The following is a 14,184-nucleotide window of genomic DNA, read 5'->3' as shown; positions in this document are numbered from 1 at the left end:
TGGGGATGGATTCAGCGTTGTTTCAGGCGATCGATGACGACGGCCAGCAACAAGATCGAACCACGAATCACATACTGATAAAACGTGTCGATGTTCTTCAGGTTCATCGCATTCTCGATGATCGCCAGAATCAACACCCCGGCAATCACATGGCGGATCATGCCGATCCCGCCGCTCAGCGACACCCCGCCCAGCACGCAGGCCGAGATCACTGTCAGTTCGAAACCCTGACCGATCATTGGCTGCCCGGAAGTCATCCGCGACGCCAGAATCACCCCGGCCAGCGCACCGATCAAGCCATGCACGGCAAAGATGATGATCTTGGTCCGGTCAACGTTGACACCGGCCAGCAGCGCCGCTTCCTGGTTGCCACCGATGGCCATGGTGTTGCGCCCGTAGGTGGTGTAGTTCAGCAGCCAGCCGAAGAACAGGAAGCAGACGATGGTGATCAGAATCGGCACCGGCACGCCGAACAACTGGCCGTTACCGAAGACGAAAAACGATTCCTGCGACACGCCGACCGCTTTGCCGTTGGCAAAAATGTAGGCCAGGCCGCGGACGATCTGCATGGTTGCCAGCGTGGTGATCAACGCATTGACGCGCAATTTGGCGATCACGATGCCGTTGATCAGGCCAACGATCAGGCCCATCGCCAGCGCCGCGCTGACGCCGAGAAACACACTGTTGGTGTCGCGCATTACCACTGCCGCGACCACACCGGCACAGGCGATTACCGAGCCGACCGACAAGTCAAAATGCCCTGATGCCAGGCAGTACAACATTGTGCACGCGGCGATGCCGGTGGTGGAAATCGCCAGGCCGAGCCCGCGCATGTTCAGCGGCGAGAGGAAGTTGTCGATCAGTAGCGTGCAGGCAATGAAAATACCGATCGCCGCCAGCAGCATGACCCAGTCGTCGAGGAAGCGCCGCATGTCCAGCGGTTTGCGCTCGGTCGGCAGGGTTTCGTTTTGGGTTGTCATCATAGTCACCTCTCAGTTCGCCACGCCGTCAGCGCGGTGGCGCGGCAAAGCCAGTTGCAGCAGGTTGGATTCATTGGCCTGGTCGCGGTTGACTTCGCCGCGCAGGGCGCCTTCGCACAGCACCAGAATGCGGTCGGAAATGCCCATCACTTCCATCAGGTCACTGGACACCACGATCACCGAAATACCGTCGGCGGCGAGGTTATGGATGATCTGGTAAATCTCCGCTTTGGCACCGATGTCGATGCCGCGGGTCGGTTCGTCGAGCAGCAGGACCTTCATCGGCATCGACAGCCAGCGACCAAGAATGGCCTTCTGCTGATTGCCACCGGAGAGGAATTTGATCTGCTGCCCGGCATGCGGGGTTTTCACTTTCAACGCCTTGATCTGCTTGTCGGCGTTGCCCTTCTCCCACAAACCGCGAATCAGGCAGCCGAGGCTCGAATGCGCGCCCCGGGCACTGATATTGATGTTCTCGGCGACGCTGGCCAGCGGAATGATGCCTTCCTTTTTGCGGTCCTCCGGGCACAGCAGAATGCCGGCGGCAATCGCGTCGCGCGGCGAGCGCAGCTTCAGTTCGTGACCGCGCAATTCGAGGCGTCCGGCGGTGTTGCGCTCCAGCCCGCTGAGCAAACGAAACAGCTCGGTGCGCCCTGCCCCGACCAGCCCGAACAGGCCGAGGATCTCGCCTTTGTGCGCTTCGAAACTGATCGGCTCGCGCAGCCCCGGGCCGAGCAGGCCGTCGACTTTCAACGCCACGGCGCCGCGCGGGCGGTGGCGATAATCGTAGATGTCCTGAATGTCACGACCGACCATGCAGGTCACCAATTGATCGTGGGTCAGCTGGCTCATGTCGTCGAAGGTGCGCACGTAGCGACCGTCCTTGAACACCGTCACCGCATCGCAGATACGGAACACTTCTTCCATGCGATGGGACACGTAAAGCACCACTTTGCCCTCATCGCGCAGGCGGCTGATGATTGCCATCAAGCGGTCGATCTCCCGCGCCGAAAGGCTGCTGGTCGGCTCGTCAAAGGCAATCACATGGGCGCCGCGCGACAAGGCTTTGGCGATTTCAACCAGTTGCCGCTGGCCGAGCGACAGGCGCCCGACCTTGGTCTGCGGGTCGATTTCATCGGCCAGGCCTTTGAGGCAATTCAAGGCTTTCTGGCGCAGCTCGCTGCGATTGATCAAACCGAAACTGGCCGGCAAGTGGCCGAGAAACAGGTTCTCGGCCACGGTCATTTCCGGGACCAGATGCAGTTCCTGGTGAATCACCGCGACGCCGCTGCCAATGCTGTCGGCGGTCGATTTGAACGCCATGGTCTGCTCGCCGATCTGCAACTCGCCGCTGCTCGGGATATAGGCGCCACCGAGGATTTTCAGCAGGGTCGATTTGCCGGCGCCGTTTTCGCCCATCAGCGCATGAACCTGGCCAGGATGTGCGACGAAACTGATGCCGTCCAGCGCCTTCACGCCGGGAAAGGTCTTGCCGATCCCGTTGAAACGCAGGCTGCCGCTGGCGCTGTGTTGTTCTTGTGTCTGTACTTGCGCGTGCATAAAGCCACCTCTTCACACCGATAAACGGCCCGGTTATCCGGGCCGTCGCTGCGTCAGTTCCACAGGCCGATTTTTTCCAGCTCTTGCTTGAAGTTTTCGCGGGTGATCAGGGTGACGTCATCCATGGCGGTGTACTTCGGCGGCTCTTTGCCGGTGGTGATCCACTCGTACATCATCTCGGCGGTCTTGTAGCCTTCGATGTGCGGGCTTGGCAGCATCGAACCGAAGAAGCCGCTATTAGGCTTTTTCAGTTCGCCGATGGCGTCGGTGCCGTTGATGCCGATGCCGATCACGTTGGTCGCGGCGAAACCGGCCGCTTCGGTGGCGCGCACGCCGCCCAGCACGGTGTTGTCGTTCATGCCGCCGATGATCAGGTTTTTCGCCGCGCTCGGCAGTTTCACCAGCGCCGAGTTGGTGGCGTCCATGCTGCCCGGTACGTCGAGGGTTTTCAGCGCGGCGAAGAGGATGTGATCTTCTGGCATGCCGGCCTTCTTCAGGGCATCGACCGAACCGTCGGTGCGCTTCTTGCCGGTGTCGAGTTCGTTGTAGGTGTTAACCACCGCGTAGGTGTCTTTCCAGTCCCAGTTACGCTTCTTCGCTTCAGCGGCCATGGCGTCGCCCTGCTTCTGGCCGACTTCGAACGCAGCCATGCCCAGGTACGGTACGTTTTCCATGAACTTGCCATTGGCGTCGACAAAACGGTCGTCGACAGCGATTACCTTGAGGTCGTTGATTTTGGCTTTGGCCATGATCGCCGGGCCGAGCGACACATCCGGCGGGCAGATCACGAAGCCCTTGGCGCCATTGGCCGCAAGACTGTCGATGGCCGAAAGGGTTTTCTCGCCATCGGGCACAGCGATCTTGATCAGTTCAAAGCCTTTGTCCTTGGCGGCTTTTTCAGCGAAGGCCCACTCGGTCTGGAACCACGGTTCTTCGGCCTGCTTGACCAGAAAACCGATCTTCACCGCGTCGGCGGCGAGCAGCGCGCTGCTCAGGCTGAACGCAGTGACCGCCAGGGCAGTGCTGCAGAGGGTACGAATCCCGAATCGACGTTTCATCAGATGACTCCTTGTTATTTTTTTTGAGCAAGGTTTGAAAAGCGTTGAAGCGTGTTCTCAGTGGAGCGTGTTGAAAATAGTCATATCGTATGATGATTGGATTGCAAGCGTAGTTCAGCCCTGCAAATTCGTTCATTCAGTCGTGGTACATCACCGAACGCCCACCATCGATGGTGATGCACGAAGCATTGATAAAGGGTGCTTCGTCACTGGCGAGAAACACCGCCGTCATCGCCACTTCCAGCGGCTGGCCGATGCGTTTCGGCGGGTGCAGGTCGAAGGCGCGCTGGCGCTCGGCGTGCGGGTCGGCGAAACCATTCCAGTAGTCGACGTTCAGTTGCGTTTCGATATAGCCCGGCGCGATGGCGTTGACGCGAATGCCTTTGGCCGCGTATTCGATGCCCAGCGCACGGGTCAGGCCGAGCAAGCCATGTTTGGCCACCGGGTACGGAAAGCAGCCGGGAATGATGTGGCTGGAATGGGTCGAGGCGATATTGATGATGCTGCCCACGCCCTGCTCGATCATCTGTGGCAACACCGCTTTGCAGCCGTACCAGGCGCCGTCCAGGTCAATGGCGAAGCAGCGGCGCCAGTCTTCTTCGGTCATTTCCAGCGGATCGCGAAACACGTTGACCCCGGCGCAATTGACCAGCACATCGATCCGCCCGTGCAGTTCAACGCCGCGTTTGGCCATGGCGTTGAGATCGGTCTGACGTGAAACGTCGGCCTGCAGGGCTTGCACGTCGTAGCCCTGAGCGCGCCAGTGCGCGGCGACGTTTTCGACTTTTTCCGCCTGGATGTCGCTGATCAGCAGTTTTGCCTGTTGGCAGGCGAACGCAGCGACAATGGCTTCACCGATGCCTTGCGCAGCGCCGGTCAGCAGCACGACCTTGCCTCGCAGACGTTCACCTTTGGGCGGTGCAGGCACCGGCGGCAGAGTAAGCGCTTCAGCCACGGGTCAGGCCTCCTGTGCGCAGGCGCAAAAAAACCGGGCATCGACCGATGTCCGGTTTGCAAGGCGTACAGAATTGAACAGGCAAGTGCGCGCCAACGACTACAAGCCGTGGCGAGGGACGGACTTCGCGCTGGAGTGCGATAAACATTCGCTGCATCACTTCACCTGTTTTGTTCTTTTTAAAGTGTGAGTGCGTGTTACTGCTGGAGCCGACTATAAACCTGACCGCCAAATAATCTCAATATATAATTTTGCATCCCATATTATGGGATTTACCCAGCAAAACGCGTACAGAGTTTTCCTGCAACATCGACGCGCATCGACAGCACCGCGCCATCCAGCGGATGGTCAAGCGGGCTCTGCGCGCTGGTGATGTAGAGGGTTTTCAGGTCGGCGCCGCCAAATACGCAACTGGTCGGACGGCTGACCGGCAAATCAATCTTGCGGTCGACAACGCCGTCGGGCGTCAGACGCAGCAGACAGCTGCCGTCCCAGCGCGCATTCCATATGTAACCTTCAGCGTCCATCGCCGAGCCGTCCGGGCCGCCGTGCTGATCGGATTTATAAAAAACCTGCGCATCGTCGAGACTGCCGTCGGTGCGGATGAAATATTGATTCAGCGCGCTGTCGAGGCTGTCGCCGAACAGCACTCTGGTGCCGTCGTCACTCCACAGCAGGGTGTTGGGGATGCCCAGATTGAGCAGCAACGGTGTGACGCGTTGATCCGGATCGACCCGGAACAAACCGCCGGAGCGGCGTACGATCGGCAGGTCTTCCCCCTGTTCGCCGATGTTGTTCTGCATGGTGCCAAGCCATAACCGGCCTTGCGCATCGCAGCGCGCCTCATTCGGGCGGTTGCCGGGTTGCGGGTCGGCGACGCAGAACAGCGTCAGCCGCGGTTCAAGGCCCGGCGAATCGAGATCAAGGCGATAGACACCGCTACTCAGGGTCACCAGCGCATCGCCGCTGCTGCACGGAATGAATGCGGACACGTGTTCGGGCATCTGCCAGATCTGCACGTTCTGGCCAATCAGACGCAGCGCCTGTTTGCCGGCGATATCGACCCAGTACAGCGCCTGGGTCGGCGCATCCCAGAAAGGACCTTCACCGAGCTGGGCGCGGTGTTCGGTCAGGGCGGTCCACTGCATTTGAGGGCTCCATTATTGTTGTTTTCTGTAGGAGTGAGCCTGCTCGCGATCGCGGTGTGTCAGTGACGTTGATATCAACTGACTGGCCTCATCGCGAGCAGGCTCACTCCTACAGGGGATCGGTGTGTTCAGCTGGCTTTTTTGTCGGCCATGACCTTCGGGTAAAAACGCTTTATTGCCAAGTCTGCGTTGTCGATCAGGGTCATGCACGCCCACACGCCGCGCGTTGAGTCGCGGGCGGCGATGGCGTCGGCCATGTCTTTGTGGATCGGTAACGTGCGGCGCAGTTCATCCGGGTCGGCGGCCGACACTTCGAACGACACCGCGAGCAGCGCGCCGAGGGCCGGGACCATCTGTTCGATAAATTGATTGTGGCTGGCGTCGAGAATGCATTCGTGGAAGGCCTGGTCGGCGCGGTTGTAATCGATGCCGCTGTCCACCGCGCGTTCAAGCGCGTGATAGGCCATTGTCACTGCTTCGATCTGCTCCGGGGTTGCGCGTTCGCAGGCCCAGCGCACCGCCATCGGTTCGATGGTGCGACGCAGATCGAGCAGGTCGTCGACGAAGTTCTCCGGCAAACCATTGCGCGACAGCCAGCCGACCACTTGCGGATCGAACAGGTTCCAGCGCCGCACCGGCAAGACTCGCGTGCCGACTTTCGGCCCGACTTCGAGCATGCCTTTGGCAACGAGGGTTTTGATCGCTTCGCGAATCACCGTGCGGCTGACCCCGAGCTGTTCGCCCAGATCCGCCTCGACCTTGATGGTCTGCCCCGGCCGCACCTGGCCCGCGGCGATCCAGCTGCCCAGCCAGTCAACGGTTGACGCATGAAAGCTGCTGGACATGAACACCTCAAAGCGGTTCGCGATGGGTGAACACGCTAATCATCATACGAATAACAGTCAACGGGATTTTTCAGCTGGAGTACAAAACCCTTGTAGGAGTGAGCCTGCTCGCGATGACGGTGTATCAGTCAACGCACTGTCGACTGTCACACCGTCATCGCGAGCAGGCTCACCCCTATAAGGGGTACGGGTTTTAAGGTTCGAGGCCGATGCGAAAGAACTCGCCGCCGCTCCACACGCCCAGCCAGCGCTGGCCATCGATTTCGCGGCTGACGGCCAATTCCACCAACTCGTAGAACACGTTGCGGTGGATCAGCGCTTCAAGATTTGTGCGCACATGCACATAGGGCGCCGGCTCCTGCGTCGTCGGATCGATCTCTACACGCAGCGGATGCTCCTGCCCGGCCTCGGTGATTTCGTCGACGTTCGTGGTGAAGCGCAGCACTTGCGCTTCGCCCTCGCCTTCCACCTCAACGGCGATCGCCACGAACGGCGCATCGTCGACCTTGATGCCGACCTTCTCGACCGGGGTGATCAGGAAATAATCATCGCCGTCGCGGCGGATGATCGTCGAGAACAGCTTGACCATCGGCTTGCGCCCGATCGGCGTGCCCAGGTAATACCAGGTGCCGTCGCGGGCGATGCGCATGTCGATGTCGCCGCAGAAGTCCGGATTCCACAAGTGCACCGGCGGCAGGCCTTTGGTTTTGGGGATCTGTCCCAACAGGTAATTGGCTTTTTGCGGGCCACTCATGGTGCTCTCCTTTGGTTATTGGTCACCGATCCCCAGCAAACTGCGTGCGTATTGCGCCAGTGGCGGGCCGATCAGGTCTTCAGGCTTGTTGTCGTGGAACGTCAGTAAACCGCCACGACTTTTGATCCGTGCAGTATCAATCAAATACTGGGTGCTGGTCTCGATCAACATGATCTGAATCACCCCGCCGTCGATACCGAGGCGGTCAACCGCTTCCTGATCGAGCCACTCATCGGAGTTGCCGATGCGGTCATCAGCCTTGGCGAAACGCGTGTACAGCAAGTAATGCGCGCCGGCATCGCGAGCTTCACCCATGGCTTGGTCGAGGCCTTCGGGAGCGCGGGCGCGGCGGACCATCGGGAAGTACTCGACAAAACCCTTGAAGGCTTCTTCGGCAACTACGTTAGGTCGCGGGTAAGAACCGCCCGGCGGTGCAAAAGCGCCCTGAGCGATGTAGATGAACGAGTCCGGCTGAATGCGGAAATTGTTCACGCGACGGCTGTCGCTGTGGTCCAGCAAACCGGCATCGCTCATCTGGTAGCGAGTGCCCTCGGCCATATCGCTGACAGTCATACAGCCGCCAAGCGCCAAAACGGCCAGCAGCAAAACCAGGCTACGCATCCTATTCCTCCAAAGGCCGGTGACGGAAAACCGGCGAATGGCCGTTGAATGCAGCTTTTGCGCCAGCTCGGGAAATTCAGCGCCAGAGGCATTCGCGAGCAGGCTCGCTCCCACCTAGGAATGCATTCCCCTGTGGGAGCGAGCCTGCTCGCGAAGGCGGTAATTCAGCCGCCGATAATCTTCATGACTGTCGCACCACCGGAAAACGCCACCTCCTGCTTGTCCCCCAGCGCCTTGATCAGCAAGCGCTGCAACGCCGGCAACGCCTCATGCCGCGGCTTGTCGAGCAGATCACCGACATAATGGCGGTTGCTCGACGACAGGCAGCCATGCAACCAACCGGTCGAAGACAGGCGCAGGCGCGAGCAGGTCCGGCAGAACGGTACGCTTTCATTGGCGATCACGCCGAAGTTACCCAGACCGGGAATCGCGTAACGAACCGCCGTGGCATCGATCGGCGCATCGGTCTGCGCGTACTCGTAGCGCTCGCCGATCAGGCTGAGCAGTTGCTCGAGGCTGACGAACTGCTGCAGGAACGCATTGGAATCCTTGGCCAGATGGCCCATGCGCATCAGCTCGATGAAGCGCAGTTCGAATCCGCGTTCGAGGCAGTAATCGAGCAGCGGCATCACCTGATCGAGGTTCTGCCCGCGCAACGGCACCATGTTGACCTTGATCTTCATGCCCGCCGCGGCAGCCTGCTGCATGCCGTCGAGCACGCTGGCCAGATCACCGCCACGAGCGATGCTGCGGAAGGCTGCCGGGTCAAGGGTATCGAGGGAAACGTTGATGCGGCGCAAACCGGCATCGACAAGCAAGGGGAGTTTTTTCGTCAGGAGCTGGCCGTTGGTGGTCAGGCTGATGTCGTCCAGGCCCATCTTGCCGACGGCGCTCATGAACGATTCGAGTTTGGGGCTGACCAGCGGCTCGCCGCCGGTGATGCGCAAGCGCTCGATGCCGGCCGCTTCGATCAGATACGCCACGCCGCGGGCCATGGCTGCGGCCGACAGCTCATCCTGCGCCGCCACCAGCCGCTTGCCGTTCGGCACGCAGTAGGTACAGGCGTAATTGCAGGCGGAAGTCAGGCTGATACGCAAATTGCGAAAACGCCTGCCTTGACGGTCAACGATCATGATCACTCCGGCGATGGAAAATCGAGCGGCTAAAACTTGACTCAGAATTCAAGTTTTAGCAAGCCCTATGCCTGAGTATATTCCTGCGGTATTGCGACCTGTAGCAAAATCACGGCGCAATAAGGCTGCTGAATGGCTCAGCTGCTCGGTATTTCCGGGTCGCGCTTACGCTTGTTGCCCATGCGCACGCCAATGTCCATCAGGAACTGGAAGAAGCCTTCCTGATCTTCCAGCACATTGCTCCAGAACGGCGAGTGGTACAGCGCGACTGCGCCGTGCACCAGCGCCCAGGCAGCGCAGTAATGGAAGTACGGCGGCACGTCTTCCAGCTTGCCTTCGCTGATGCGGCCCTTGATCAACAGCGTCAGGCGTTCGAAGTTCGAGGCACGGATCTTGTGCAGCTCCTCGACCATTTCCGGCACCTGATTGCCTTTGACAACCTTCTCTTCGAGACGGTCGAACAGGCGATAGCGCTGCGGGTCACGCATGCGAAATTCGAAGTAGGCGCGCGACAGCGCTTCCTTGTCCTTGTCGACGTCCGCCGAATGCAGCAGCTCGTTCAAATCGCGCTCGTAATCGAGCATCAGGCGCAGATAGATCTCGGCCTTGGATTTGAAGTGCTTGTAGATCGTGCCTTTGCCGATACCCACGGCATCCGCAATCATCTCGACGGTGACACTGTCTTCACCCTGGTCGAGGAACAGCTTGAGCGCGGTATCGAGAATTTCCTGCTCGCGGCGACGAAACTCACGGACCTTACGAGGTTCTTTGTGCATAAGAAAAGGTCTGAAGGGTCAAAATACGAAGCCGCGTATTATGCCTAACTTGCGCAAAAATGCACGGATCATCGACCATATCTGTGTTTGCCGTTCATTTTGAGAACGTTTCAGGAGCAATGAGAACTCAACTGAAGCAAACGTATTCCAAATTTGTTTAAAAACCCCGACCGGCTTACTGGACTGCGCGCCAGACTGATCAATACTTGAACTGTCGGGCGACATCTCCCCCAAGTGTCGCGCCGGTAAAGGTACCAAGGGACCGCGTGCCTTTGTTTTACTCCTAATGGTCTTAACCCGGATTCACCCCCCAGAACCCGGGTTTTTTTTGCCTGCGATTTGGCCAGTCGCTACAGGGCAGATTTAACACTCGCCAAGGGAAACAGACGCTTGAAGTTCTCAGTGGTCTGCTCGGCAAATCGCTCGTAGTTCTCGCCGCGCAGCATCGCCAGGAACTCCGCCACCTCGCGCACATACTGCGGCAGGTTGGGCTTGCCGCGATAAGGGATCGGCGCCAGATACGGCGAATCGGTCTCCACCAGCAAGCGATCCGCCGGCACTTTGCTGGCGACATCGCGCAACGCAGAGGCATTGCGGAACGTAACGATGCCCGACAGGGAAATGTAATAGCCCATGTCCAGCGCGGCTTTGGCCATGTCCCAGTCTTCGGTGAAACAGTGCAGCACACCGGCCTGGGGCAATGCGGCTTCACGCAGCAGCTCGAGCGTGTCGGCACGGGCGCCGCGGGTGTGGATGATCACCGGTTTGCCGGTCTGTTGCGCCGCCTGCAAGTGCAGGCGGAAGGACGCTTGCTGCAGCTCGGCGGCTTCCGGTTCGTAGTGATAGTCGAGACCGGTTTCGCCAATTGCCACCACTTTCGGGTGATCGAGTTCGTGCAGCAGCCAGTCGAGCGCCGGCGCCGCGCCGGGCTGGACGTCGAGCGGATGCACGCCAACCGAGCAATCCACATCCGCATACCGCTCGGCGAGGGCTTTGACGTCGGCGGCGTTGTCGGCGCTGACGCCAATGCACAGAAAGTGCCCGACGCCGCGCCCGCGAGCTGCATCGAGCGCAGCATCCAGCGAGCCGTCATGGGCGGCGAGGTCAAGGCGATCGAGGTGACAATGGGAATCTACGAGCATAAAAACGGCAACTTACATCGTGTGGGTGGGACGGTCGGACTTAAGCGCTCCGGCCAGATGGGTTTCAATGCGGCTGCGCGCGGTGTCGTCGCCATCGTTGAACTGCACGCCGACACCGGCGGCACGATTGCCTTGCGCACCTTTGGGCGTGATCCAGGCGACCTTGCCGGCAACCGGGATCTTCTCCGCCTCGTCCATCAGATTGAGCAGCATGAACACCTCGTCGCCCAACCGGTAGCTCTTGTTGGTCGGGATGAACAAGCCACCGTTCTTGATGAATGGCATATAGGCGGCATACAGCACGGATTTGTCCTTGATCGTCAAAGACAAAATGCCGTTGCGCGGGCCGGGGCTGATCGGTTCAAGCATGCTCACCTCCACTGCTGATGTTCAGAGTCTAGGTACACATTTCTATCTTTGACCAGGCAATCCCGCCCATTGCACCAATAAAGCTTCGAGCAGCAACGCCGGATTGAGGTTGGCCTTGCTCAGCACCTTCTGCCGCTGGGCGAGAATCCAGTCCTGGATATCGAGGACTTTGCCTTGCGCACTTTTCTGCGCCAGGTACTGCACAACCTTGCGCATGTCAGGCAGACCGAGGCCAGCCTCGTCCTGAGTCAGCTGATAACGCAGGATCAGACTCGACCAGTCGCAGTACCAGTCGAACAGGCGCAGCATCGGAATGTTTTTCCATTCCTCAGCCAATTGCGTCGGCGACTGCTGGCCCTTGAGCAACTTTTTCACGCCTTCGACCACCTGCGCGCGCTGCTCGCGCACGCCTTGGGCTTGCAGGCTGACCGCCATCAACGGCGAACCGGCCGCCAGCGTCAGCAGTTCGACACGTTCTTCTTCGGAACACTCCGGCAACGCTTGCGCCAGCCATTGCAGACTCATCGCCTCGCCCGGCAATGGACAGGCCTGCTGCACGCAGCGGCTCTTGATCGTCGGCAGCAAACGGCTGGTCTGGTGGCTGACCAGCAGCAACACGGTGTCGCCAGACGGCTCTTCAAGGCTTTTCAGCAAGGCGTTGGCGGCGTTGATGTTCATCGACTCGACCGGCTCGATCAGTACCACTTTGCGCCCGCCCAGTTGCGCGGTCTGCACGACGAAACTGACCAGATCGCGCACCTGGTCGACCTTGATGGCCTTGTCGGCTTCTTCCGGTTCAAGAATGTAATTGTCCGGGTGGCTGCCGGCCTTGAGCAGCAGGCATGATTTGCACTCGCCGCACGCTTCCGGGGCCGGACGCTGACACAGCAGGCTGGCCATCAAACGCTCGGCCAAGGCCCGTTTGCCAATACCGGCCGGGCCGTGCAGCAGATAGGCGTGGGCGTGCTGGCTACGCCCGGCCAGTTGCTGCCAGAGGCTGTCTTGCCACGGATAGGCCTCAGCCACGGCTCAGCTCCACCAGATTCGGAATCAGGGTATCCAGCGATTGTTGCACCTTGGCCAATGGCTGACCGGCGTCGATCCGCACATAGCGCGCAGGATCGGCTTCGGCACGTTTGAGAAACGCACTGCGCACTGCTTCGAAAAAGGCTCTCCCTTCAAGTTCGAAGCGATCGAGTCGGCCACGGGCGCTGGCACGCGCCAGGCCGATTTCTACCGGCAGATCGAAGATCAGCGTCAGGTCCGGGCGCAGGTCGCCCTGCACGAAGCTTTCCAGGGTGGCGATGCGCTCCAGCGACAAGCCGCGACCACCGCCCTGATAAGCGTACGTCGAGTCGGTAAACCGGTCGCACAGCACCACGGCGCCACGCGCCAACGCCGGACGAATCACCTCGGCCAGATGCTGCGCACGCGCGGCGAAGACCAGCAACAGCTCGGTATCGGGGTTCATGACTTCGTCGGCCGGGGCCAGCAGCACATCGCGAATCCGCTCGGCCAGTGGCGTGCCACCCGGCTCACGGGTCAGCACAACTTCGATACCGGCGGCGCGCAGGCGCTCGGCGAGGTATTCGCGGTTGGTGCTTTTGCCGGCGCCTTCCGGGCCTTCGAGGGTAATAAACAAGCCAGTCACAGGCAGTCCTTAATCAAAGTCATTGCGCGTTTTCGGGGGCAGCGGCGTCTGGTGCCGGCGCAGGCTCCTGCGGCGTAACCTGTGGCAGTGTTTCCGGCGCGGGATTGGGCGAGGCTGGCGGTATCGCTTCCTCGGCTGCCGGGGTTTCCGGCGCTGTTGCCGGTGCGGGGCTGGAGCGGTAATCGGCACGGCGCTTGAGCTGATACTCGCGCACCGCATTGTTGTGCGCATCCAGATCATCGGAGAACACGTGGCTGCCGTCACCACGGGCGACGAAATACAAGCTGGTGCCCTCCACCGGATTCAGCGCAGCGTGAATCGCTTCACGCCCGACCATCGCGATCGGCGTTGGCGGCAGGCCAGGAATCACATAGGTGTTGTACGGCGTCGGTTCTTTCAGGTGCGCGCGGGTCAGCTTGCCGGTGTAACGATCGCCCAGGCCGTAAATCACCGTCGGGTCGGTCTGCAGTTGCATACCCAGCGCCAGGCGCCGCACGAAGACCCCGGCAATCTGCCCGCGCTCCTGCGGTACGCCGGTTTCCTTCTCGACCAGCGAAGCCATGATCAGCGCCTGATACGGCTCTTTGTAAGGCACATCGGCAGAACGTTTTTCCCACTCGCTGGCCAGCACTTCGTCGAGACGAGCAAAGGCCTTTTTCAGCAACTCGGCATCGGACATGCCGCGCACGAAACGGTAGGTGTCGGGAAAGAAGCGTCCTTCCGGAAACAAGCCTTTATGGCCAATCTTCGCCATGACGTCGCTGTCGCTCAAACCGTTCAGGGTCTGCTCGAGCTTTTCATCCTTGGCCAGCGCGGCGCGCACTTGATGGAAATTCCAGCCTTCGACAAGCGTCAGGCTGTATTGCACCACATCGCCACGCTTCCATGAGTCGATCAGACCGTTGACGGTCATGCCCGGCTGCATGCGGTATTCGCCGCTGTGGATGGGCGTGCCGGCGAGGTTGAAGCGCCAATAGACACGCAGCCAGAACGCGTCCTTGATGACGCCATCGGTTTCGAGGGAAAGAAAAGTCCGGGTCGGCGTCGAGCCTTTCGGCACATCCAGCAATTCTTCCTGGGTGATGTTCAGCGGCTGTTCCAGCGCACTGTGAATCTTCCAGGCGCTGGCGCCCAACAGCAGCCCTGCCAGAACCAGTCCGGTTTCCAGCAGCAGCAAAAGTTTACGTCTCAC

The 14,184-nt window shown here is 60.1% G+C and carries 15 protein-coding genes; all 15 read right to left on the bottom strand.

From position 1 onward, the window contains the following. Positions 1-11: 11 nt before the first annotated feature. The 15 genes from araH to mltG all read right to left on the bottom strand — a co-directional run bounded on the left by araH (position 12) and on the right by mltG (position 14,184). Positions 12-980, bottom strand: coding sequence for an L-arabinose ABC transporter permease AraH (araH, locus tag M0746_RS05105; protein WP_093106558.1), 969 nt, complete (start codon positions 978-980; stop codon positions 12-14). Between the two features lie 12 nt (positions 981-992). After that, positions 993-2,540: an L-arabinose ABC transporter ATP-binding protein AraG gene (araG, locus tag M0746_RS05100; protein WP_258448389.1), complete on the bottom strand. Its 1,548-nt coding sequence runs from the start codon at positions 2,538-2,540 to the stop codon at positions 993-995. 53 nt (positions 2,541-2,593) lie between these two features. Beyond that, a complete protein-coding gene (locus M0746_RS05095) occupies positions 2,594-3,598 on the bottom strand; it encodes a substrate-binding domain-containing protein (protein ID WP_258448388.1) in 1,005 nt (334 codons plus the stop codon). Positions 3,599-3,734: 136 nt separating this feature from the next. Next, positions 3,735-4,553, bottom strand: a complete 819-nt coding sequence (locus tag M0746_RS05090; protein ID WP_258448387.1) for an SDR family oxidoreductase — start codon at positions 4,551-4,553, stop codon at positions 3,735-3,737. 272 nt (positions 4,554-4,825) lie between these two features. Next, on the bottom strand, positions 4,826-5,701 hold the full coding sequence (locus M0746_RS05085) for an SMP-30/gluconolactonase/LRE family protein (RefSeq protein WP_258448386.1): 876 nt from the start codon (positions 5,699-5,701) through the stop codon (positions 4,826-4,828). 128 nt (positions 5,702-5,829) lie between these two features. Then, on the bottom strand, positions 5,830-6,546 hold the full coding sequence (locus M0746_RS05080; protein ID WP_258448385.1) for a FadR/GntR family transcriptional regulator: 717 nt from the start codon (positions 6,544-6,546) through the stop codon (positions 5,830-5,832). 193 nt (positions 6,547-6,739) lie between these two features. Next, the gene (locus M0746_RS05075) at positions 6,740-7,300 is read right to left on the bottom strand and encodes a DUF1285 domain-containing protein (protein WP_258448384.1); all 561 of its coding nucleotides are present in this window, start codon (positions 7,298-7,300) and stop codon (positions 6,740-6,742) included. 15 nt (positions 7,301-7,315) lie between these two features. Continuing rightward, on the bottom strand, positions 7,316-7,921 hold the full coding sequence (locus tag M0746_RS05070; protein ID WP_025113023.1) for a DUF4823 domain-containing protein: 606 nt from the start codon (positions 7,919-7,921) through the stop codon (positions 7,316-7,318). Positions 7,922-8,085: 164 nt separating this feature from the next. Further along, positions 8,086-9,054, bottom strand: coding sequence for a GTP 3',8-cyclase MoaA (locus M0746_RS05065; protein WP_258448382.1), 969 nt, complete (start codon positions 9,052-9,054; stop codon positions 8,086-8,088). A gap of 137 nt (positions 9,055-9,191) precedes the next feature. Further along, positions 9,192-9,830 carry a TetR/AcrR family transcriptional regulator gene (locus M0746_RS05060; protein WP_160059005.1) on the bottom strand — a complete coding sequence of 213 codons (639 nt, stop codon included), beginning with the start codon at positions 9,828-9,830 and terminating at the stop codon, positions 9,192-9,194. Between the two features lie 350 nt (positions 9,831-10,180). After that, positions 10,181-10,972 carry a TatD family hydrolase gene (locus M0746_RS05055; RefSeq protein ID WP_258448381.1) on the bottom strand — a complete coding sequence of 264 codons (792 nt, stop codon included), beginning with the start codon at positions 10,970-10,972 and terminating at the stop codon, positions 10,181-10,183. A gap of 12 nt (positions 10,973-10,984) precedes the next feature. Then, complete coding sequence (locus tag M0746_RS05050) at positions 10,985-11,341, bottom strand: PilZ domain-containing protein (protein WP_090285187.1); 357 nt, start codon at positions 11,339-11,341, stop codon at positions 10,985-10,987. A gap of 42 nt (positions 11,342-11,383) precedes the next feature. After that, positions 11,384-12,367 (bottom strand): DNA polymerase III subunit delta', encoded by a 984-nt coding sequence (locus tag M0746_RS05045; protein WP_258448380.1) that lies wholly within the window; start codon positions 12,365-12,367, stop codon positions 11,384-11,386. Further along, positions 12,360-12,992, bottom strand: coding sequence for a dTMP kinase (gene tmk, locus M0746_RS05040; protein ID WP_208940207.1), 633 nt, complete (start codon positions 12,990-12,992; stop codon positions 12,360-12,362). Before tmk ends, M0746_RS05045 begins: the two co-directional genes overlap by 8 nt. Before the next feature lie 19 nt (positions 12,993-13,011). Further along, positions 13,012-14,184 (bottom strand): endolytic transglycosylase MltG, encoded by a 1,173-nt coding sequence (gene mltG / locus M0746_RS05035; protein WP_258448379.1) that lies wholly within the window; start codon positions 14,182-14,184, stop codon positions 13,012-13,014.

It is taken from the genome of Pseudomonas sp. S11P7, from assembly GCF_023195435.1.
GTDB lineage: Bacteria > Pseudomonadota > Gammaproteobacteria > Pseudomonadales > Pseudomonadaceae > Aquipseudomonas > Aquipseudomonas fluorescens_G.
The sequence above is the reverse complement of the archived record's forward strand: the minus strand, read 5'-3'. Positions and strand labels throughout refer to the sequence as shown.

Coding starts and splice junctions, on each gene's coding strand:
- araH (WP_093106558.1), bottom strand. CDS start 980: ATGACAACCCAAAACGAAACCCTGCCGACCGAGCGCAAACCGCTGGAC.
- araG (WP_258448389.1), bottom strand. CDS start 2,540: ATGCACGCGCAAGTACAGACACAAGAACAACACAGCGCCAGCGGCAGC.
- M0746_RS05095 (WP_258448388.1), bottom strand. CDS start 3,598: ATGAAACGTCGATTCGGGATTCGTACCCTCTGCAGCACTGCCCTGGCG.
- M0746_RS05085 (WP_258448386.1), bottom strand. CDS start 5,701: ATGCAGTGGACCGCCCTGACCGAACACCGCGCCCAGCTCGGTGAAGGT.
- M0746_RS05080 (WP_258448385.1), bottom strand. CDS start 6,546: ATGTCCAGCAGCTTTCATGCGTCAACCGTTGACTGGCTGGGCAGCTGG.
- M0746_RS05075 (WP_258448384.1), bottom strand. CDS start 7,300: ATGAGTGGCCCGCAAAAAGCCAATTACCTGTTGGGACAGATCCCCAAA.
- M0746_RS05070 (WP_025113023.1), bottom strand. CDS start 7,921: ATGCGTAGCCTGGTTTTGCTGCTGGCCGTTTTGGCGCTTGGCGGCTGT.
- M0746_RS05065 (WP_258448382.1), bottom strand. CDS start 9,054: ATGATCGTTGACCGTCAAGGCAGGCGTTTTCGCAATTTGCGTATCAGC.
- M0746_RS05060 (WP_160059005.1), bottom strand. CDS start 9,830: ATGCACAAAGAACCTCGTAAGGTCCGTGAGTTTCGTCGCCGCGAGCAG.
- M0746_RS05055 (WP_258448381.1), bottom strand. CDS start 10,972: ATGCTCGTAGATTCCCATTGTCACCTCGATCGCCTTGACCTCGCCGCC.
- M0746_RS05050 (WP_090285187.1), bottom strand. CDS start 11,341: ATGCTTGAACCGATCAGCCCCGGCCCGCGCAACGGCATTTTGTCTTTG.